Below are 20,152 nucleotides of genomic sequence, written 5' to 3'. Positions count from 1 at the left end.
CTGTCGGAGGGTGTGCGCGGTTATTCCTGGTCGGCGCTGGATTGATCGTCACCGTCCTGCTCGACAGCAGGCGCCGGTTCGGCGTGGGCGGCAACGGTTTGCTCTTCGGGGTTCAGGCTTGGGAAGGGAAGATTCGGGATTTCATGCATCTCGTCGTTCCTCGCAAGTGTGAGTGAAAAGACTGCGCCAGGCGCGTGTGAGGCTTCGAAAAGCTCGGGCAGGATACAGGAGTCTGGATGACAGTTTGAGTTTTTTCCGCCCTGCGGCGCCGTTCGCGGGGTGCCAGTGCCGGCCAAATCGCGGGACAAGCCCGTTCCCACAGGATCGTCGATAACCTTGTGGGAGCGGGCTTGTCCTGCGATGAGGTAGGTCAGGCAAGCGCAGGACTACTGGCAGACGTCAGCGATCGCCGCTGCCAACTGTTCCAGGCGCTGGGCATCGGCCCCGGCGATATTCGCCCGGCCTGTGCCGACCATGTACACACTGTGCTTCTCGCGCAACAGGCGGACCTGCTCCGGGCTCAGCCCGGTGTAGGAGAACATCCCGCGCTGCGCGGCGATGTGGGCGAAGCGCTCGGCCAGGCCGTGGGGTTCCAGTGCCTTTACCAGGCCCAGGCGCAGCTCGGCGATGCGCTGGCGCATGGCGTCCACTTCCTCGATCCACAAGGCCTTGAGGGTTGGGTCGCCGAGGATCTGGGCGACCACTGCGGCACCGTGGTCGGGCGGCGTGGACCACAGGTTACGGGCCAACAGGGCCAGCTGGCTGCGTACATCCTGCAGTTTCTCGGCATCATGGCTGCACACCAGCAGGGCGCCGGTGCGGTCGCGGTAGAGGCCGAAGTTCTTCGAGCAGGAACTGGTGATCAGCAGTTCCGGCAGCTCAGCGGCGAACAGGCGCACTGCCCAGGCGTCTTCCTCCAGCCCGTCGCCGAAGCCCTGGTAGGCGAAATCGATCAACGGTAGCAGGTTGCGCTTGCGCACGACTTCGAGCACGGCGCGCCAGTCGTCCTGACTCAGGTCGAAACCGGTGGGGTTGTGGCAGCAGGCATGCAGCAGTACCACGTCGCCTTCCGGTGCCTGTTCCAGGGCCGCCAGCATGCCCGCCACATCCAGGCGGTTGTCCGCACCCACGTAGGGGTAGTGGGACACCTTCAGCTTGGCGCCGGCGAAAATGGTCTCGTGGATCGGCCAGGTCGGGTCGCTCAGCCAGATGCCGCGCCCGGGCAGGCAATGGGCGATGAATTCCGCCGCCAGGCGCAGGGCGCCGGTGCCGCCTGGGGTCTGGGTGGCGCCGGCGCGTTGGCTGGCAAGCAGTGGCGAGGCGCTGCCCAGCACCAGCTCGCTGACCAGGCGGCCGAACGCAGCGTCGCCATGGCCGCCGACGTAGCTCTTGGTGGCTTGCTGCTCCACCAGACGCTGTTCGGCCTGTTTGACCGCTGCGGGGATTGGCGTCAGGCCTTGGGCATCCTTGAACACGCCAACGCCCAGGTCGAACTTCGCCGGGTTGTTGTCACGGGCATAGGCTTCCATCAGCCCGAGAATCGGGTCGCCAGGGACCCGGCCAATGGCTGCGAAATGCATCACTTGCGCCCTTCGGCGGTCTTGGCGACTTCGTCGGTGCGCGCGCACATGATGAAGTCGTTGCGGTGCAGGCCCTTGATCGAGTGGCTCCACCAGGTGACGGTGACCTTGCCCCATTCGGTCAGCAGGCCTGGGTGGTGGCCTTCGGCTTCGGCGATTTCACCGATGGCGTTGGTGAACGCCAGGGCATGCTTGAAGTTCTTGAACAGGAAGACGCGTTCCAGCTCCATGTGGCCGTCGCGGACTTCGATGTTCCAGTCCGGGATTTCGCGGATCAGTTCGGCCAGCTCCTCGTCGGAGACTTTTGGCGCGTCGGCACGGCAGGCTTCGCAGTGGGCTTGGTTCAAGGCATTCATGGGTGTCTTTTTCCGTTTTGAGTTGTTATCGGCAAGGCGGCTCAGGCGGCTGCCTTGGGTGGAAACTTCGGTGCGTGCAGGCCCAGTTTCATGGCCTGGTGAACCATGCCCATGATGTCTTCGTGGGCCAGGTCGAACAGGCGCTTGAGGTCGGGCAGGACGAAGTAGAGCGGCTGCAGGATGTCGATCCGATACGGGGTGCGCATGGCTTCGATCGGGTCGAAGGCCTGGTGCTCAGGCTCGCCGGACAGGCTGTAGACCGTTTCCTTCGGCGAGGACAGGATACCGCCACCGTAGATCTTGCGGCCTTGCGGGGTTTCCATCAGGCCGAACTCGATGGTCATCCAGTACAGGCGGGCCAGGTAGACGCGCTCTTCCTTGGTGGCCGCCAGGCCCAGCTTGCCGTAGGTGTGGGTGAACTCGGCGAACCAGGGGTTGGTCAGCAGCGGGCAGTGGCCGAAGATCTCATGGAAGATGTCCGGCTCTTGCAGGTAGTCCAGCTCTTCTGGGGTGCGGATGAAGGTGGCCACCGGGAAGCGCTTGCTGGCCAGCAGTTCGAAGAAGGTCTGGAAGGGAATCAGGGCCGGGACGCGGGCGACCTGCCAACCGGTGGTGGCGCCGAGCACCTTGTTAATCTCACCGAGCTGGGGGATGCGGTCGTGGGGCAGCTTGAGCTGGTCGATGCCGTCCAGGTACTCCTGGCAGGCGCGGCCTTCGATCACCTTCAGCTGACGGGTGATCAGGGTATTCCACACCGCGTGTTCCTGTTGCGGGTAGTCGATAAAACCATGCGCATCGGGCTCGCGTGCCACGTATTGCGTCTGTTTCATGTGGCTCTCCTGGTGAGTGCATTCTTGTTATGTTCAGGACATGCCCTAGGAATATCCCCCTGTTGGCACATTTGCACGGGGTGTGGGCCTGTGGTGGCAGTAGCCCATACCCTATTTTTGTAACGATAATTTTACAAAAAGCCTGGTATCCCGGAAAATCACGCACATCCAGCTGGCGACTATGCTGTTTTTGTCAGCTTATCTTTACGACTTTTCCATCGGCCGCTGAAAAAAATCCGCGCGCCTCGGGGCTTTTCCATGCGTATCAAAGTGCATTGCCAGAACCGCATCGGCATCCTGCGGGACATCCTCAACCTGTTGGTGGAATACGGCATCAACGTCTTGCGCGGGGAGGTAGGCGGCGACCATGGCAATGCCATCTACCTGCACTGCCCGAACCTGATCAACCTGCAGTTTCAGGCGTTGCGGCCCAAGTTCGAGTCGATCGCCGGTGTGTTCGGGGTCAAGCGGGTCGGCCTGATGCCCAGCGAGCGGCGGCACATGGAGCTCAATGCGTTGCTCGGTGCCCTGGATTTCCCGGTGCTGTCGATCGACATGGGCGGCAGTATCGTCGCCGCCAACCGCAGTGCCGCTCAATTGCTGGGTGTGCGGGTCGACGAGGTGCCGGGCATCCCGCTTGACCGCTACGTCGAGGATTTCGACCTGCCGGAACTGGTGCGGGCCAACAAGTCGCGCATCAATGGCCTGCGGATCAAGGTCAAGGGCGACGTCTTCCTGGCCGATATCGCGCCGCTGCAGTCCGAGCACGATGACAGCGAAGCGTTGGCCGGGGCCGTGTTGACCCTGCACCGGGCCGATCGCATCGGTGAGCGCATCTATAACGTGCGCAAGCAGGAGCTGCGTGGCTTCGACAGCATCTTCCAAAGCTCGCGGGTGATGGCGGCGGTAGTGCGCGAGGCCAGGCGCATGGCGCCGCTGGATGCCCCGTTGCTGATCGAGGGAGAAACCGGCACCGGCAAGGAGCTGCTCGCCCGTGCCTGCCACCTGGCAAGCCCCCGCGGCCAGGCGCCGCTGATGGCGCTCAACTGCGCCGGCCTGCCGGAGTCGATGGCCGAGACCGAACTGTTCGGCTATGGCCCGGGCGCCTTCGAGGGTGCCCGCGCCGAGGGCAAGCTGGGGCTGCTGGAGCTGACCGCAGGCGGGACCTTGTTCCTCGATGGTGTGGGGGAGATGAGCCCGCGCCTGCAGGTCAAGCTGCTGCGCTTCCTGCAGGATGGGTGCTTCCGGCGGGTGGGCAGCGATGAAGAGGTCTACCTGGACGTGCGGGTCATTTGCGCCACCCAGGTCGACCTTTCCGAGCTGTGCGCCCGCGGTGAGTTCCGCCAGGACCTCTACCACCGCCTCAATGTGCTGTCATTGCACATCCCGCCCCTGCGCGAATGCATGGATGGCCTGGAAGGGCTGGTGCAGCACTTCCTCGACCAGGCCAGCCGGCAGATCGGCTGTCCGCTGCCGCGCCTGGCGCCGGCGGCGATGGAAAAGCTCAGCCAGTACCATTGGCCGGGCAATGTGCGCCAACTGGAGAACGTGTTGTTCCAGGCCGTGTCGTTGTGCGAGGGCGGGGTGGTGAAAGGGGAGCATATCCGTTTGCCGGATTATGGTGCGCGACAACCCTTGGGTGAGTTTTCGCTGGAGGGGGATCTTGCGCAAATAGTCGGGCGTTTTGAAAAGGCCGTATTGGAATCCTTGATGCCGGAATATACCAGCAGTCGTGCATTGGGCAAACGACTGGGGGTTTCCCATACGACGATCGCCAATAAGTTGCGAGAATATTCGCTCAATAAAACAGTGGAATAATTAAAGGGTATTTAAATGGGGCTGCAGCGCAGCCCCATCGAGCATTATCAGCCGTTGGAACAACCGTTCCCCATCACGCGGTATTCGAGAATGTGCTTCTGGCCCTGCGAATCCTCATAGGTCATGCGGGCTGGCACCACTTCGCAGACGTTGGGCACTTCGCTCATGGAGAGTACCCGGGCGATGTCCAGGTGCTGCGAATAACTGTACTGTTCAACCGGAATCTGCTCGGCATCCTTTGCAACGTCGTCGGCCATCGCCGCGCTGCAAAAACCGCCAAGTACCAATACCAGTAACGCTTTCATTTTCAATTTACCTGTCTAAGGTCGTGAGGGGGCACGCGGCGCTTGTGGCGCCGCGAGTACATCAGGGTTTTCAACTATCACATTGAGAGAGGGATCAACTTTGCCTTCGTGGGGGCTGCTGTTTCAGAAGTTAATCGCCTTGCCGTTGTGGCGTGGTGAATTCTAGGGCGGGGCAGGGGCGGGAAACAGATGGCGTTTTGATAAAGTTTTTTCGCCTTTTGACAGAATCGGTAACAATCCCCTTCGGCCACGTGCTCGAATTTACGTACCGATACCCTGTAAGCCTTGGGCTAGAGCCATTGTGTAAGGTTTTGTAGAAAAGCCCGCGTTTCGCTACTACCAACGTCGAATGGCTTTTCACGCTCTGGTACAGTTACAAACGTTTCCATACAAAAACAACTATTACACCGAGGTAAAACAGATGAGTGCGGCTCCACTGTATCCCGTTCGTCCCGAGGTAGCGGCCAATACGCTGACCGACGAGGCCACCTACAAGGCCATGTACCAGCAGTCGGTGATCAACCCGGACGGTTTCTGGCGCGAGCAGGCCCAGCGCCTGGACTGGATCAAGCCCTTCACCAAGGTCAAGCAGACCTCCTTCGACGATCACCATGTCGATATCAAGTGGTTCGCTGATGGCACTCTGAACGTTTCCTATAACTGCCTGGACCGTCACCTGGCAGAGCGTGGCGACCAGGTCGCCATCATCTGGGAAGGCGACGACCCTTCCGAAAGCCGCAACATCACCTACCGCGAGCTCCACGAGCAGGTCTGCAAGTTCGCCAACGCCCTGCGTGGCCAGGACGTGCACCGTGGCGACGTGGTGACCATCTACATGCCGATGATCCCGGAAGCCGTGGTGGCCATGCTGGCCTGCGCGCGCATCGGTGCGATCCACTCGGTGGTGTTCGGTGGCTTCTCGCCCGAAGCCCTGGCTGGGCGCATCATCGATTGCCGTTCCAAGGTAGTGATCACCGCCGATGAAGGCGTGCGCGGTGGCCGTCGTACCCCGCTCAAGGCCAACGTCGACCTGGCCCTGACCAACCCTGAAACCAGCAGCGTGCAGAAGATCATCGTGTGCAAGCGCACCGGTGGCGATATCGCCTGGCACCAGCACCGCGACATCTGGTACGAAGACCTGATGAAAGTGGCCTCCAGCCACTGCGCGCCGAAGGAGATGGGGGCCGAGGAGCCGCTGTTCATCCTTTATACCTCCGGTTCCACTGGCAAGCCCAAGGGCGTGCTGCACACCACCGGCGGCTACCTGGTCTATGCCGCGCTGACCCATGAGCGCGTATTCGACTACCGCCCCGGCGAAGTCTACTGGTGCACCGCCGACGTGGGCTGGGTCACCGGCCATAGCTACATCGTCTACGGCCCGCTGGCCAATGGCGCCACCACGCTGCTGTTCGAGGGCGTGCCGAACTACCCGGACATCACTCGCGTGTCGAAGATCATCGACAAGCACCAGGTCAATATCCTCTACACCGCGCCAACCGCCATCCGCGCCATGATGGCCGAAGGGCAGGCCGCGGTCGAAGGTGCCGACGGCTCCAGCCTGCGTCTGCTGGGTTCGGTCGGCGAGCCGATCAACCCCGAGGCCTGGAACTGGTACTACCAGACCGTGGGCAAGGCGCGCTGCCCGATCGTCGATACCTGGTGGCAGACCGAGACCGGCGGCATCCTGATCAGTCCGCTGCCAGGGGCCACGGGCCTCAAGCCAGGCTCGGCGACCCGTCCGTTCTTTGGCGTGGTGCCGGCGCTGGTAGACAACTTGGGCAACCTGATCGAAGGCGCGGCCGAAGGCAACCTGGTGATCCTGGACTCCTGGCCGGGCCAGTCGCGCTCGCTGTACGGCGACCATGACCGTTTCGTCGACACCTACTTCAAGACCTTCCGTGGCATGTACTTCACCGGTGACGGTGCCCGTCGCGACGAGGATGGCTACTACTGGATCACTGGCCGTGTCGACGATGTGCTCAACGTGTCCGGCCACCGCATGGGCACCGCCGAGATCGAAAGTGCCATGGTCGCCCATGCCAAGGTCGCCGAGGCGGCAGTGGTGGGCGTGCCGCACGACATCAAGGGGCAGGGCATCTATGTCTATGTCACCCTCAATGCCGGTGTGGAGCCGAGCGAGGCGCTGCGCCTGGAGCTGAAGAACTGGGTGCGCAAGGAGATCGGCCCGATCGCGTCGCCGGATGTCATCCAGTGGGCGCCGGGGCTGCCGAAGACCCGTTCGGGCAAGATCATGCGGCGTATCCTGCGCAAGATCGCTACCGGCGAATACGATGCGCTGGGCGATATCTCGACGCTGGCCGACCCGGGTGTGGTGCAGCACCTGATCGATACCCACAAGGCGATGAGCCTGGCTTCGGCCTGAGTCGAGTCCGCTGGGCGCCTTGATTGCGGGACAAGCCCGCTTCCACGATTCGTATCCTGTGGGAGCGGATTTATCCCGCGATCGGGCCCGCAAGGCAATCCAAGTTCTCCCTTGAACCCCGCCGGGCAACCGCCGGGGTTTTGCTTTACTTACATTCTGTTACCTCGACTTACATCGGTAACCTTTCCTGTCACCCGTTTCGCACAGAAGCGGGGCGAGCCGAAACATTCATGTGCTATTTCAGTTCGAATCTGTAGGATTTTTTGCATTCCGGCACGCTGGACTTGCCGGAGTACAAGGCTTTGCCAATAATAGGCCCAGTTATTGCTTCGCTTATAGGTTATTTTTCTTTTGCTCTTGCATATTTTGCTGGAGCTGTCAACATCGCCCGCCGCGGTTTCAGGCGCTTCTGTAAGTAGTTGTCGCTTTGAAGAAATATCGGCCACCGGGCTGTCGTTAAAATGCCACTCACTCGCTCGTGGTCTGCGACCTTGGTCGATACCCCCGCGGCTCGCGTTGTACCCATTCGCATGTCGGGCAGCCGTTACAACTGCCTTGTATTGCCCTGTACCGATGGAGTTACCTGATGAAGAAGCTCGCACTGCTTGGCGCCCTGGCGCTGTCCGTGTTTTCCCTGGTATCGCAGGCCGATGAAAAACCGTTGAAGATCGGTATCGAGGCCGCCTACCCACCCTTCGCCTTCAAGCAACCCGACGGCAGCATCGCCGGCTTCGACTACGACATCGGCAACGCCCTGTGCGAAGAGATGAAAGCCAAGTGCACCTGGGTCGAGCAGGAATTCGACGGCCTGATCCCGGCGCTGAAGGTGCGCAAGATCGACGCCATCCTGTCGTCCATGTCGATCACTGACGACCGCAAGAAGTCGGTCGACTTCACCAAGCGCTACTACCTGACCCCGGCACGCCTGGTCATGAAGGAAGGCACCGCCGTCAGCGACAGCCTGACCGAGCTCCAGGGCAAGAAGATCGGCGTGCAGCGCGGTTCGATCCACGACCGCTTCGCCAAGGAGGTCCTGGCACCGAAGGGCGCCACCGTCGTGCCTTACGGCACCCAGAACGAAATCTACCTGGACGTCGCTGCCGGTCGCCTGGATGGCACCGTGGCCGATGCCACCCTGCTCGAAGATGGTTTCCTCAAGACCGACGCTGGCAAGGGCTTTGCCTTCGTGGGCCCATCGTTCACCGACGTGAAGTACTTCGGTGATGGCGTCGGCATCGCCGTGCGCAAGGGCGACAACGCCAATCGTGAGCGTATCAATGCCGCGATCGATGCGATCCGTGCCAACGGCAAGTACAAGCAGATCCAGGATAAGTACTTCAACTTCGACATCTACGGGCCTGAAGCTCAGTAAGACGTCGGGTTTCACCTGTGCAATGGTGCAAACAGCAGAGGCTCTGAGGTTTGCACCATTTTTCATTCCAAGTCCCGAGGAATCCCAATCATGTTGAAAGGCTACGGGGCAGTCATCCTCGATGGGGCGTGGCTGACGCTGCAGCTCGCCCTGTCGTCGATGGCCCTGGCCATCGTGCTCGGCCTGATCGGTGTGGCGCTGCGCTTGTCGCCCGTGCGCTGGCTGGCCTGGCTGGGCGATATGTATGCCACGGTGATCCGTGGTATCCCTGACCTGGTGCTGATCCTGCTGATCTTCTATGGCGGCCAGGATGTGATCAACCGTATCGCGCCACTGGTAGGTTATGAAGATTACATCGACCTGAACCCGTTCGTGGCGGGTGTCGGCACCCTGGGCTTCATCTTCGGTGCATACCTGTCGGAAACCTTCCGCGGCGCCTTCCTGGGTATTCCCAAGGGGCAGGCCGAGGCGGGGGTGGCCTATGGCATGAGCAGCCGCCAGGTGTTCTTCCGCATCATGGTGCCGCAGATGATTCGCCTGGCGATCCCGGGTTTCACCAACAACTGGCTGGTGTTGACCAAGGCCACGGCACTGATCTCGGTGGTCGGGCTGCAGGACATGATGTTCAAGGCCAAGCAGGCGGCCGATGCCACCCGCGAACCCTTCACCTTCTTCCTGGCGGTGGCGGCCTTGTACCTGGTGCTCACCAGCATCTCGCTGGTGGCCCTGAAGTACCTCGAACGACGCTACTCGGTGGGCGTAAAGGCGGCTGAACTATGATCTTCGACTACAACGTCATCTGGGAGGCCATGCCGCTGTACCTGGGCGGCCTGCTGACCACCCTGAAGCTGCTGGCGCTGTCGCTGTTCTTCGGCCTGTTGGCGGCCATCCCGCTGGGCCTGATGCGCGTGTCCAAGCAGCCCGTGGTGAACCTGCTCGCATGGCTGTATACCTACGTCATCCGTGGCACGCCGATGCTGGTGCAGCTGTTCCTGATCTACTACGGCCTGGCCCAGTTCGAAGCGGTGCGTGAAAGCGTGCTCTGGCCTTGGTTGTCCAGTGCGACTTTCTGCGCTTGCCTTGCGTTCGCGGTGAACACCAGCGCCTACACCGCCGAGATCATTGCCGGCAGCCTGCGGGCCACGCCCCATGGCGAGATCGAGGCGGCCAAGGCGATGGGCATGTCGCGCATGAAGATGTACCGGCGCATCCTGTTGCCCTCGGCCCTGCGTCGAGCGCTGCCGCAGTACAGCAACGAGGTGATCATGATGCTGCAGACCACCAGCCTGGCGTCGATCGTCACCCTGATCGACATCACGGGCGCGGCGCGTACCGTCAATGCCCAGTACTACCTGCCTTTCGAGGCCTACATCACGGCGGGCGCGTTCTACCTGTGCCTAACCTTCATCCTCGTGCGCCTGTTCAAGATGGCCGAACGCCGCTGGCTCAGCTACCTGGCGCCGCGCAAGCACTGAACGCTCTGTGAGAACCGACAGCATGTACAAACTCCAAGTCCAAGACCTGCACAAGCGCTACGGCAGCCATGAGGTGCTCAAGGGCGTCTCGCTCGAGGCCAAGGCGGGCGATGTGATCAGCATCATCGGCTCCAGTGGTTCGGGCAAGTCGACCTTCCTGCGCTGCATCAACCTGCTCGAGCAGCCCCATGCCGGCAAGATCCTGCTCAACAACGAAGAGCTCAAGCTGGTGGCTGGCAAGGACGGTGCGCTGAAGGCCGCCGACCCCAAGCAACTGCAACGCATGCGTTCGCGCCTGTCGATGGTGTTCCAGCACTTCAACCTGTGGTCGCACATGACCGCGCTGGAGAACGTGATCGAAGCGCCGGTGCATGTGCTGGGCGTGAACAGGAAGGAAGCGTTGGAAAAGGCCGAGCACTACCTGAACAAGGTCGGCGTGGCCCACCGCAAGGATGCCTTCCCCGGGCATATGTCCGGCGGTGAGCAGCAGCGCGTGGCGATCGCCCGTGCCTTGGCCATGGAGCCTGAGGTGATGCTGTTCGATGAGCCGACCTCGGCCCTCGACCCGGAGCTGGTCGGCGATGTGCTCAAGGTCATGCAGTCGCTGGCCCAGGAAGGCCGGACCATGGTCGTGGTGACCCACGAAATGGGCTTTGCCCGTGAGGTATCGAACCAGCTGGTGTTCCTGCACAAGGGCCTGGTGGAGGAGCGGGGCTGCCCGCGCGAAGTGCTGGTCAACCCGCAGTCGGAGCGACTCAAGCAGTTTCTCTCCGGCAGCCTGAAGTAAAGGCTGCACCTTTGCACCAGAATAGGGCATGCTGCGCAGCGAAGCGCAGCCTGACCCGGCGCCACAGACTCGAACGAACCCAGGTTTCGGACCACGCCCTATGACCACCCAGCGAATCGGATTTCTCATCTGGCCGAGCACCCGGCCGCTGACCCTGGCGTTGGCCGAGGAAGTGTTGCGGGTGGCCCAGCGGGTTCACCCGGATGTGGTCTACGAACTGGCCTTCCTTCAAGCCGATGCCAGCCCGGATGGTGACTGGCGCTTGCCTGGCGAGCCGTGGAATGGCCGCCTGGAAGGTTGTCACAAGTTGTTTCTGCTGGCGGACGAGCCGCCATCCGCCATGGGCTCGGCGTTGTCCGCTGCGCTCAAGCAACTGGCGCGCAGTGGCTGCATGATCGGCGGGTTGTCCGCCGGGGTGTACCCGCTGGCGGCGCTGGGCTTGCTGGATGGCTATCGGGCGGCGGTGCACTGGCGTTGGCAGGACGACTTCGCCGAACGTTTCCCCAAGGTCATCGCCACCAGCCACCTGTTCGACTGGGATCGTGATCGCCTGACCGCCTGTGGCGGCATGGCCGTGACCGACCTGCTGCTGGCGGTGCTGGCCCGTGACCACGGGGCGGAGCTGGCGGGGGCGGTGTCCGAGGAGTTGGTGGTCGAGCGTATCCGCGAAGGTGGCGAGCGCCAGCGTATTCCGCTGCAGAATCGCCTGGGCTCCAGCCATCCGAAGCTGACCCAGGCGGTGCTGCTGATGGAGGCGAACATCGAAGAGCCGCTGACCACCGACGAGATCGCCCAGCATGTCTGCGTGTCCCGTCGCCAGTTGGAGCGAATCTTCAAGCAATACCTCAACCGGGTGCCGAGCCAGTACTACCTGGAGCTGCGCTTGAACAAGGCGCGGCAGATGTTGATGCAGACCAGCAAGTCGATCATCCAGATCGGCTTGTCGTGCGGCTTCTCCTCGGGGCCGCATTTTTCCAGTGCCTACCGCAATTTCTTTGGCGCAACGCCACGGGAAGACCGCAACCAGCGACGCAGCAGCAGCCCGTTCGAGTTGAGCTCGGCGCCGGCGGAGAAAGGCTGAGTCCGAAGCTGCTCGTATCAGCTTCCACCGAGATTGCGCCACTCTCAAGACTTGCGAAATCACTGTGGGAAATCACCCAGCCCTTCGGGCTGCGCTGTCGCGCAGAGAACAAGCGGCCAATGCTGCCCCTGTGGGAGCGGCGGTGCGGCGGTCCGACTTGTCCCGCGATCAAGGGCGAAGCCCTTGCCAGGCGACGGTGATATCGGGCCCGGCCTAATCGCGGGACAAGCCCGCTCCCACAGGATGCCGCGAATCAAATGGTCATGCGTTGTTCTTTGAGAGCTGGCTTGCCAGCGAGGGCGGTACACGTGTTCTTCTTCCCTGTGTGAACAGCCGTTCACCCAATCCCTCTCTCCCGTTACACTGCGCGATTGCGACAGTGTTTGTCGCATTGCCGAAAACCTCTGTAAAACAAGGTTTAGCGCTGTAACAAGTTGTCGCCTGGCAGCAAGGACAGGCGCCGATCAGTCCTTACAATCCCCTCATCGCTCGCCACTTCCAGGCCAGCGTTCCTCTTCAGGAGACTCAGATGTCCGTTGAGCAAGCCCCGGTGCAACGTGCCGATTTCGACCAGGTCATGGTTCCCAACTATTCTCCGGCGGCCTTCATTCCTGTGCGAGGCGAGGGCTCCCGCGTCTGGGACCAGTCCGGGCGCGAGCTGATCGACTTCGCCGGCGGTATCGCGGTCAACGCCCTGGGCCATTGCCACCCTGCGCTGGTCAAGGCCCTGACCGAACAGGCCAATACCCTCTGGCACGTATCCAACGTCTTCACCAACGAGCCGGCCCTGCGCCTGGCCCACAAGCTGGTGGACGCGACCTTCGCCGAGCGCGCCTTTTTCTGCAACTCCGGCGCCGAGGCCAACGAGGCCGCCTTCAAGCTGGCCCGTCGCGTTGCCCATGACCGCTTCGGCCCCGAGAAGCACGAGATCATCGCCACCGTGAACAGCTTCCACGGTCGCACCCTGTTTACCGTCAGCGTCGGTGGCCAGCCCAAGTATTCCGACGGCTTCGGTCCGAAGATCACCGGCATCAGCCACGTGCCGTACAACGACCTGGAAGCACTCAAGGCACAGATTTCCGACAAGACCTGCGCCGTGGTGATCGAGCCGATCCAGGGCGAGAGCGGCGTGGTGCCGGCCGACAAGGCCTACCTGGAAGGCGCCCGCAAACTGTGCGACGAGCACAACGCCCTGCTGATCTTCGATGAAGTGCAGACTGGCGTGGGCCGTACCGGTTCGCTGTACGCCTACCAGCACTACGGCGTCACTCCGGACATCCTGACCAGCGCCAAGAGCCTGGGCGGCGGCTTCCCGATCGGCGCCATGCTGACCACCACCGACCTTGCCAAGCACCTGGCCGTCGGTACCCACGGCACCACCTATGGCGGCAACCCGCTGGCCTGTGCCGTGGCCTGCGCCGTGCTGGACGTGGTCAACACCCCGGAAACCCTCGCGGGCATCAAGGCCAAGCACGAGCGCTTCAAGGCGCGTCTGGAGAAGATCGGCCAGCAGTCCGGCCTGTTCACCCAGGTGCGTGGCGTCGGCCTGCTGATCGGTTGCGTACTCGCCGACGCCTGGAAGGGCAAGGCCAAGGACATCCTCAATGCCGCCGAGAAGGAGGGCGTGATGGTCCTGCAGGCCGGCCCGGACGTGGTGCGTTTCGCCCCGAGCCTGGTGGTCGAGGATGCCGACATCGACGAAGGCCTGGCGCGCTTCGAGCGTGCCGCGGCCAAGCTGACCCAGAGCTGACAGCGCTGCGGTCCCTTCGCCGGCCCTGACCCTGGCCAGGGCCGGCGATACCTGAATTCCAGAGCGGGCGCGCGTTGAACACCGCGCCCGTCGTTTTTCCGTGCCGACCTGTCGGCCTGTTTTCCCAAAGGAGTGACACCATGCTGGTGATGCGCCCCGCGCAAATGGCGGACCTGAACGAAGTGCAGCGTATGGCTGCCGACAGCCCCATTGGTGTCACCTCGCTGCCGGACGACGCCGGTCGCCTGGGCGACAAGATCGCTGCCTCGGAAACCTCCTTCGCTGCCGAAGTGAGCTTCAACGGTGAAGAGAGCTATTTCTTCGTGCTCGAAGACAGCGAGACCGGCAAGCTCGCCGGCTGCTCGGCGATCGTCGCCTCGGCAGGCTACTCCGAGCCGTTCTACAGTTTTCGCAACGAGACCTTCGTGCACGCCTCGCGCGAGTTGAAGATCCACAACAAGATCCATGTGTTGTCGTTGTGTCACGACCTGACCGGCAACAGCCTGCTGACCAGCTTCTATGTCTTGCCGGAGCTGGTGAACAGTAGCTGGGCCGAACTCAACTCCCGTGGCCGCCTGCTGTTCATGGCCTCGCACCCTGAGCGTTTCGCCGATTCGGTGGTCACCGAGATCGTCGGCTACAGCGACGAGCAGGGCGAGTCGCCGTTCTGGGACGCCATCGGCCGCAACTTCTTCGACCTCAACTATGCCGATGCCGAGCGCCTGTGCGGCCTGAAGAGCCGCACCTTCCTCGCCGAGTTGATGCCTCATTACCCGATCTATGTGCCGCTGTTGCCGGACGAAGCCCAGGAAGCCATGGGCCAGGTCCACCCACGGGCGCAGATCACGTTCGACATCCTCATGCGCGAAGGCTTCGAGACCGAGCACTACATCGACATCTTCGATGGTGGCCCAACCCTGCACGCACGCACCTCGGGCATTCGCTCGATCGCCCAGAGCCGGGTGGTGCCGGTCAAGCTCGATGACAGCCCGATCAAGGGCGGGCGCGCCTACCTGGTGTGCAACGGCCAATTGCAGGACTACCGCGCGGTGTTGCTGGAGCTGGACTGGGTGCCGGGCAAGCCGGTCAGCCTGACCCGTGAAGCTGCCGACGCCCTGGGCGTCGGTGAAGGTGGCAGCGTCCGCCTGGTCGCCGTCTGAACCCCAGGGTCGGTATCGAGAGATTCGCGGCAGGCAAAGACCGCCGCACAAGGAGATAGCATGATCGTTCGTCCCGTACGCAGCAGCGACCTACCCGCGCTGATCGAATTGGCACGCAGCACCGGCACCGGCCTGACCACCTTGCCGGCCAACGAAGACCGCCTCGGGCACCGTGTCGGCTGGGCCGAGAAAAGCTTCCGTGGCGAAGCCGAGCGCGCCGATACCGACTACCTGTTCGTATTGGAAAACGACGAGGGCCTGGTGGTCGGCATCTGCGCCATTGCCGGCGCCGTCGGCCTGCGCGAGCCTTGGTACAACTACCGGGTCGGCCTGACTGTCAGCGCTTCCCAGGAACTGAAGATCTACCGCGAGATCCCCACCCTGTTCCTGGCCAACGACCTGACCGGCAACTCTGAGCTGTGCTCGCTGTTCCTGCGCAGCGACTACCGCACCGGCCTCAACGGCCGACTGTTGTCCAAGGCGCGTATGCTGTTCATCGCCGAGTTCCCCGAGCTGTTCGGCAACAAGATCATCGCCGAGATGCGCGGCATGTCCGACGAGCATGGCCGCTCGCCGTTCTGGGAGAGCCTGGGCCGGCATTTTTTCAAGATGGAGTTCAGCCAGGCCGACTACCTGACCGGCGTGGGCAACAAGTCGTTCATTGCCGAACTGATGCCCAAGTTCCCGTTGTACACCTGCTTCCTCTCGGAGGCTGCGCGCAACGTCATTGGCCGCGTGCACACCGATACCGAGCCTGCCCTGGCCATGCTCAAGCGCGAAGGCTTCAGCTACCAGGGCTACGTCGACATCTTCGACGCAGGCCCGGCCATCGAGTGCGAAACGTCGAAGATCCGCGCCGTGCGTGAAAGCCAGACCCTGGTGTTGGCCGTCGGCACGCCGGGCGACGACGCCACCCCTTATCTCATTCATAACCGCAAGCGCGAGGACTGCCGCATCACCGCAGCGCCTGCGCGCCTGGCAGCCGGCACCCTGGTGGTCGATCCTCAGACCGCCAAGCGCCTGCGCCTGGGCGCCGGCGACAATGTGCGCGCCGTGCCGCTGTCCGCCAGCCGGGAGGCCCAGTAAATGACGACCCATTACATCGCCGGCCAGTGGCAGGCCGGGCAGGGCCAGGCCCTGCAATCGCTCAACCCCGTCACCCAGGCTGTGGTCTGGGAGGGGCAGGGCGCCGACGAGGCCCAGGTACAGGCTGCCGTGCAGGCGGCGCGTCAGGCCTTCCCGGCCTGGGCGCAACTGAGCCTGGATGCACGCATCAGCGTGCTGGAAGCCTTCGCCGAAAAGCTCAAGGCCAATGCAGATGCACTGGCCCACTGCATCGGTGAGGAAACCGGCAAGCCCCTGTGGGAATCGGCCACCGAAGTCACCAGCATGGTCAACAAGGTCGCCATTTCGGTGCAGAGCTACCGCGAGCGCACCGGCGAAAAGAGCGGGCCGCTGGCCGACGCCACCGCCGTGCTGCGGCACAAGCCCCATGGTGTGGTGGCGGTGTTCGGCCCCTACAACTTCCCGGGCCACCTGCCCAACGGGCATATCGTCCCGGCGTTGTTGGCGGGCAATTGCGTGGTATTCAAGCCCAGCGAGCTGACGCCCAAGGTGGCCGAACTGACCGTCAAGTGCTGGGTCGAGGCCGGCCTGCCGGCCGGTGTGCTGAACCTGGTCCAGGGTGCCCGCGAGACGGGCGTAGCCCTGGCCGCCAACCCGGGCATCGATGGCCTGTTCTTCACCGGGTCCAGCCGGACCGGCAACCTGCTGCACCAGCAGTTCGCCGGGCGCCCGGACAAGATCCTGGCGCTGGAGATGGGCGGCAACAACCCCCTGGTGGTGGACGAAGTCCAAGACGTGGATGCGGCGGTCTACACCATCATCCAGTCGGCATTCATTTCCGCAGGCCAGCGCTGCACCTGCGCCCGCCGTCTGCTGGTGCCGCAAGGCGCCTGGGGCGACGCGCTGGTCCAGCGCCTGGTCGAGGTCAGCCGCAGTATCAGTGTCGGCGCGTTCGACCAGCAACCGGCGCCCTTCATGGGGTCAGTGATTTCCCTGCAGGCCGCCCGCGCGCTCATGGCCGCCCAGGCTGAGCTGGTGGGCAAGGGCGCCGTGGCGCTGCTGGAGATGACCCAGCCCCAGGCCGATGCCGCCTTGCTGACCCCTGGCATCCTCGATGTGACCGCCGTGGGCGAGCGCCCGGACGAAGAATTCTTCGGCCCGCTGCTGCAGGTGATCCGCTACGCCGACTTCGATGCGGCCATCGACGAGGCCAACAACACCCAATACGGCCTGGCCGCCGGGCTGCTGTCGGATTCGCGTGCGCGCTACCAGTACTTCTGGCTGCGCAGCCGCGCGGGCATCGTCAACTGGAACAAGCAACTGACCGGTGCTGCCAGCAGCGCACCGTTCGGCGGCGTGGGCGCCAGTGGCAACCATCGCGCCAGTGCTTACTACGCGGCCGACTACTGCGCCTATCCGGTGGCCTCGTTGGAAACCGCCAGCCTCACCCTGCCGGCGACCCTGACGCCGGGCGTCACCCTATAACAACAGGTCTCGGAGCCTTGCCGATGAAATCCTACGAAGTGAATTTTGATGGCCTGGTGGGGCCGACCCACAACTACGGTGGCCTGTCCTACGGCAACGTAGCTTCGCAGAGCAACAGCCAGCAGCAGTCCAACCCGCGTGAGGCGGCGCGCCAGGGCCTGGCGAAAATGAAAGCCCTGGCCGACATGGGCTTCAAACAGGGCGTGCTGGCGCCGCAGGAGCGCCCGGATGTGGCCGCGCTGCGTCGCCTGGGCTTCACCGGCAGCGATGCCGAGGTGATCCGCCGCGCTGCCAAGGACGCCATGCCGCTGCTGGTGGCCAGCTGTTCGGCCTCGAGCATGTGGGTGGCCAATGCCGCCACGGTCAGCCCGAGCGCCGATACTGCCGATGGCCGGGTGCATTTCACCGCCGCCAACCTCAACTGCAAATACCACCGCAGCATCGAGCACCCGACCACCAGCCGTGTGCTGGGCGCCATGTTCGCCAACGAACAGCATTTCGCCCACCACGAAGCCCTGCCAGCCGTGGCCCAGTTCGGTGACGAAGGCGCGGCCAACCACACGCGCTTCTGCCGCGCCTACGGCGAGCCTGGAGTGGAGTTCTTCGTCTATGGCCGCAGCGCCTTCGACAGTCGCTACCCCGCACCACAGAAGTATCCGGCACGCCAGACCCTCGAAGCCTCCCAGGCCGTGGCGCGCCTGCATGGGCTTGCCGACGACGGTGTGGTCTACGCTCAACAGAACCCGGCGGTGATCGACCAGGGCGTGTTTCACAACGACGTGATCTCGGTGGGCAACGGCGAAGTGCTGTTCTACCACGAGGATGCCTTCCTCGAGACCGACGCGGTGCTTGGCCAGTTGCAGGCTAAACTGGCCAGCAAGGGCGGCAGCTTCCAGGCGATCCGTGTGCCTCGCGCGGCGGTGACGGTGGAAGACGCGGTGCGCTCCTACCTGTTCAACAGCCAACTGCTCAGCCGCGACGACGGCTCCATGCTGTTGGTGGTGCCGGAGGAGTGCCGCAACAACGAGCGCGTCTGGTCCTACCTGGGGCAGTTGACCAGCCAGGGCGGCCCGGTCAAGGAGGTCAAGGTGTTCGACCTCAAGCAGAGCATGCAGAACGGTGGCGGCCCGGCCTGCCTGCGTTTGCGCGTGGCCTTGAAGGACAATGAACTGGCGGCGGTCAACCAAGGCGTTATCATGACCGCGCCGCTGTACGACACCTTGGTCCAGTGGGTCGACAAGCACTACCGCGATCGCCTGGGCGAGGCGGACCTGGCCGACCCGCAGCTGCTGGACGAATGCCGTACGGCCCTGGATGAACTGACCCAGATCCTGAAGCTGGGCTCGGTCTATCCGTTCCAACGCCAACCTTGAAGAGAGAACTTGTAATGTCCGATGCCCTGCGGCTGATCCTTGAAGACAACGACGGCACCCAGCTGGAAACCTCCTGCACCCGCTTTGCGGTGGTCTGGCAAGGCAAGGAGGTATGGATCCAGCAGGACGGCCGCGGCCAGCTGCTGATCGGCGTCGACGTCGAGGAAGGCGACACCGAGTACGCCAACCTGCTGCTGCGCCCCATGGCCACCAACCTGGTCAGCCTGCAGCTGGAAATGGAACCCGCCGACGTCGGTGACGACGACCACGTGCATGGCCCGGACTGCGGTCACGATCACTAAGGAAACGCCCTATGCTCGCCCTCGGAAAACTGCTTGACCTGACCCTGGCCGACCATGAGCCGGCCGAGAAGACGCAAGTGACCGTCGGGGGCGTGCGCTTGCGCTGGCTGGGCGAGGGCGCCCTCGAGGTGCGCCCGCCCGAGGGCAAGGACACGGGGCTGGACCTGCTGCTCTCGGCAGGTATCCACGGCAACGAGACCGCGCCCATCGAGTTGCTCGACGACCTGTTGCATGGCGTGGCCCGGGGCGAGATCAAGCCGCGGGCACGGGTCTTGTTCCTGTTCGGCAACCCAGAGGCCATCCGCAAGGGCGAGCGTTTCGTCGAGCAGGACATCAACCGCCTGTTCAATGGCCGGCATGAGTTGTCCAGCGGTGCCGAGGCCTTGCGCGCGGCGGAGCTGGAACAGTTCGCCCGGGTGTTCTTCAGCCTGCCCGGGCGCACCCGCCTGCACTACGACCTGCATACGGCGATTCGTGGTTCGAAGATCGAACAGTTCGCCCTGTATCCCTATAAAGAAGGGCGCCAGCATTCCCGGCGCGAACTGGCGCGCTTGCGCGCTGCAGGCATGGAGGCGGTGCTGTTGCAGAGCAAGTCGTCGATCACCTTCAGTGCCTTCACCTACGAGCAGTTGGAAGCCGAGGCGTTCACCCTGGAGCTGGGCAAGGCGCGGCCCTTCGGACAGAACCAGCAGGTCAATCTCGACCGCCTGCAGGCGCGTCTGGTGCAGATCATCGAAGGTACCGAGCCAGAGGGGGACGACAACCTCGATGGCCTGCAATTGTTCAGCGTCGCCCGGGAAATCATCAAGCACAGCGACAGCTTCCACCTGCACCTGCCCGCGGATATCGAGAACTTCTCCGAGCTGAGCAAGGGCTACCTGCTGGCCGAAGACCTGGCCGAGATGCGCTGGATCGTCGAGGAGGAGGGGGCGCGTATCATCTTCCCCAACCCCAAGGTCAGGAACGGATTGCGGGCCGGGATACTGATCGTGCCGGACTCTGGGCAACGGCTGGGCTCATGACGTGAGCG

The 20,152-nt window shown here is 63.3% G+C and carries 19 protein-coding genes; 14 read left to right on the top strand and 5 right to left on the bottom strand.

The annotated features are described in order from the left end of the window. Positions 1–20: 20 nt before the first annotated feature. From K8374_RS26245 to phhA, 4 genes are all read right to left on the bottom strand, one after another. Positions 21–149 carry a hypothetical protein gene (locus tag K8374_RS26245; protein ID WP_263498516.1) on the bottom strand — a complete coding sequence of 43 codons (129 nt, stop codon included), beginning with the start codon at positions 147–149 and terminating at the stop codon, positions 21–23. Between the two features lie 237 nt (positions 150–386). After that, positions 387–1,583: an amino acid aminotransferase gene (locus K8374_RS16690; RefSeq protein ID WP_224456445.1), complete on the bottom strand. Its 1,197-nt coding sequence runs from the start codon at positions 1,581–1,583 to the stop codon at positions 387–389. Beyond that, positions 1,580–1,936, bottom strand: coding sequence for a 4a-hydroxytetrahydrobiopterin dehydratase (locus K8374_RS16685; RefSeq protein ID WP_196145548.1), 357 nt, complete (start codon positions 1,934–1,936; stop codon positions 1,580–1,582). The genes K8374_RS16690 and K8374_RS16685 overlap by 4 nt, the downstream gene beginning before the upstream one ends. Before the next feature lie 41 nt (positions 1,937–1,977). Then, the gene (gene phhA / locus K8374_RS16680; RefSeq protein WP_084858299.1) at positions 1,978–2,766 is read right to left on the bottom strand and encodes a phenylalanine 4-monooxygenase; all 789 of its coding nucleotides are present in this window, start codon (positions 2,764–2,766) and stop codon (positions 1,978–1,980) included. A 258-nt stretch (positions 2,767–3,024) separates the two neighbouring features. Here phhA and K8374_RS16675 point away from each other — a divergent pair, with 258 nt between their 5' ends. Beyond that, positions 3,025–4,584 (top strand): sigma-54-dependent transcriptional regulator, encoded by a 1,560-nt coding sequence (locus K8374_RS16675; protein WP_224456444.1) that lies wholly within the window; start codon positions 3,025–3,027, stop codon positions 4,582–4,584. A 47-nt stretch (positions 4,585–4,631) separates the two neighbouring features. Here the strand turns inward: K8374_RS16675 and K8374_RS16670 are convergent, their stop codons facing one another. Next, entirely contained in the window at positions 4,632–4,889 is a 258-nt protein-coding gene (locus K8374_RS16670; protein WP_224456443.1) for a DUF2790 domain-containing protein, read from the bottom strand. 421 nt (positions 4,890–5,310) lie between these two features. Between K8374_RS16670 and acs the strand changes: the two genes are divergently transcribed. The 13 genes from acs to astE all read left to right on the top strand — a co-directional run bounded on the left by acs (position 5,311) and on the right by astE (position 20,144). Beyond that, a complete protein-coding gene (gene acs, locus K8374_RS16665; RefSeq protein ID WP_196156393.1) occupies positions 5,311–7,272 on the top strand; it encodes an acetate--CoA ligase in 1,962 nt (653 codons plus the stop codon). Positions 7,273–7,858: 586 nt separating this feature from the next. Beyond that, positions 7,859–8,644, top strand: coding sequence for an ABC transporter substrate-binding protein (locus K8374_RS16660; protein ID WP_224456442.1), 786 nt, complete (start codon positions 7,859–7,861; stop codon positions 8,642–8,644). Positions 8,645–8,734: 90 nt separating this feature from the next. Further along, complete coding sequence (locus K8374_RS16655) at positions 8,735–9,424, top strand: ABC transporter permease (RefSeq protein WP_084858294.1); 690 nt, start codon at positions 8,735–8,737, stop codon at positions 9,422–9,424. Next, on the top strand, positions 9,421–10,119 hold the full coding sequence (locus K8374_RS16650) for an ABC transporter permease (protein WP_224456441.1): 699 nt from the start codon (positions 9,421–9,423) through the stop codon (positions 10,117–10,119). Before K8374_RS16655 ends, K8374_RS16650 begins: the two co-directional genes overlap by 4 nt. A 22-nt stretch (positions 10,120–10,141) precedes the next feature. Continuing rightward, complete coding sequence (locus tag K8374_RS16645; protein ID WP_084858292.1) at positions 10,142–10,906, top strand: ABC transporter ATP-binding protein; 765 nt, start codon at positions 10,142–10,144, stop codon at positions 10,904–10,906. Between the two features lie 100 nt (positions 10,907–11,006). After that, a complete protein-coding gene (argR, locus tag K8374_RS16640) occupies positions 11,007–11,987 on the top strand; it encodes a transcriptional regulator ArgR (RefSeq protein WP_224456440.1) in 981 nt (326 codons plus the stop codon). Between the two features lie 529 nt (positions 11,988–12,516). After that, positions 12,517–13,737, top strand: coding sequence for an aspartate aminotransferase family protein (locus K8374_RS16635; RefSeq protein ID WP_224456439.1), 1,221 nt, complete (start codon positions 12,517–12,519; stop codon positions 13,735–13,737). 140 nt (positions 13,738–13,877) lie between these two features. Continuing rightward, a complete protein-coding gene (gene aruF, locus K8374_RS16630) occupies positions 13,878–14,897 on the top strand; it encodes an arginine/ornithine succinyltransferase subunit alpha (RefSeq protein ID WP_224456438.1) in 1,020 nt (339 codons plus the stop codon). A 60-nt stretch (positions 14,898–14,957) separates the two neighbouring features. Continuing rightward, positions 14,958–15,983, top strand: a complete 1,026-nt coding sequence (gene astA, locus K8374_RS16625; protein ID WP_084858288.1) for an arginine N-succinyltransferase — start codon at positions 14,958–14,960, stop codon at positions 15,981–15,983. Continuing rightward, on the top strand, positions 15,984–17,447 hold the full coding sequence (astD, locus tag K8374_RS16620; RefSeq protein ID WP_224456437.1) for a succinylglutamate-semialdehyde dehydrogenase: 1,464 nt from the start codon (positions 15,984–15,986) through the stop codon (positions 17,445–17,447). 23 nt (positions 17,448–17,470) lie between these two features. Next, positions 17,471–18,820: an N-succinylarginine dihydrolase gene (astB, locus tag K8374_RS16615; protein ID WP_224456436.1), complete on the top strand. Its 1,350-nt coding sequence runs from the start codon at positions 17,471–17,473 to the stop codon at positions 18,818–18,820. A gap of 14 nt (positions 18,821–18,834) precedes the next feature. Beyond that, positions 18,835–19,122, top strand: coding sequence for a topoisomerase II (locus K8374_RS16610; RefSeq protein ID WP_224456435.1), 288 nt, complete (start codon positions 18,835–18,837; stop codon positions 19,120–19,122). Between the two features lie 11 nt (positions 19,123–19,133). Then, complete coding sequence (gene astE / locus K8374_RS16605) at positions 19,134–20,144, top strand: succinylglutamate desuccinylase (protein WP_224456434.1); 1,011 nt, start codon at positions 19,134–19,136, stop codon at positions 20,142–20,144. Positions 20,145–20,152 lie beyond the last annotated feature (8 nt).

This window comes from Pseudomonas sp. p1(2021b) (assembly GCF_020151015.1).
In the GTDB taxonomy this organism is placed as follows: domain Bacteria; phylum Pseudomonadota; class Gammaproteobacteria; order Pseudomonadales; family Pseudomonadaceae; genus Aquipseudomonas; species Aquipseudomonas putida_K.
Note: the sequence above shows the minus strand (reverse complement) of the source record. Positions and strands in the feature narration are given on the sequence as shown.

Coding starts and splice junctions, on each gene's coding strand:
- astA (WP_084858288.1), top strand. CDS start 14,958: ATGATCGTTCGTCCCGTACGCAGCAGCGACCTACCCGCGCTGATCGAA.
- K8374_RS16670 (WP_224456443.1), bottom strand. CDS start 4,889: ATGAAAGCGTTACTGGTATTGGTACTTGGCGGTTTTTGCAGCGCGGCG.
- K8374_RS16675 (WP_224456444.1), top strand. CDS start 3,025: ATGCGTATCAAAGTGCATTGCCAGAACCGCATCGGCATCCTGCGGGAC.
- K8374_RS26245 (WP_263498516.1), bottom strand. CDS start 149: ATGCATGAAATCCCGAATCTTCCCTTCCCAAGCCTGAACCCCGAAGAG.
- K8374_RS16645 (WP_084858292.1), top strand. CDS start 10,142: ATGTACAAACTCCAAGTCCAAGACCTGCACAAGCGCTACGGCAGCCAT.
- K8374_RS16685 (WP_196145548.1), bottom strand. CDS start 1,936: ATGAATGCCTTGAACCAAGCCCACTGCGAAGCCTGCCGTGCCGACGCG.
- aruF (WP_224456438.1), top strand. CDS start 13,878: ATGCTGGTGATGCGCCCCGCGCAAATGGCGGACCTGAACGAAGTGCAG.
- K8374_RS16635 (WP_224456439.1), top strand. CDS start 12,517: ATGTCCGTTGAGCAAGCCCCGGTGCAACGTGCCGATTTCGACCAGGTC.
- K8374_RS16655 (WP_084858294.1), top strand. CDS start 8,735: ATGTTGAAAGGCTACGGGGCAGTCATCCTCGATGGGGCGTGGCTGACG.
- argR (WP_224456440.1), top strand. CDS start 11,007: ATGACCACCCAGCGAATCGGATTTCTCATCTGGCCGAGCACCCGGCCG.
- astB (WP_224456436.1), top strand. CDS start 17,471: ATGAAATCCTACGAAGTGAATTTTGATGGCCTGGTGGGGCCGACCCAC.
- K8374_RS16650 (WP_224456441.1), top strand. CDS start 9,421: ATGATCTTCGACTACAACGTCATCTGGGAGGCCATGCCGCTGTACCTG.
- astE (WP_224456434.1), top strand. CDS start 19,134: ATGCTCGCCCTCGGAAAACTGCTTGACCTGACCCTGGCCGACCATGAG.
- astD (WP_224456437.1), top strand. CDS start 15,984: ATGACGACCCATTACATCGCCGGCCAGTGGCAGGCCGGGCAGGGCCAG.
- K8374_RS16660 (WP_224456442.1), top strand. CDS start 7,859: ATGAAGAAGCTCGCACTGCTTGGCGCCCTGGCGCTGTCCGTGTTTTCC.
- phhA (WP_084858299.1), bottom strand. CDS start 2,766: ATGAAACAGACGCAATACGTGGCACGCGAGCCCGATGCGCATGGTTTT.
- K8374_RS16610 (WP_224456435.1), top strand. CDS start 18,835: ATGTCCGATGCCCTGCGGCTGATCCTTGAAGACAACGACGGCACCCAG.
- acs (WP_196156393.1), top strand. CDS start 5,311: ATGAGTGCGGCTCCACTGTATCCCGTTCGTCCCGAGGTAGCGGCCAAT.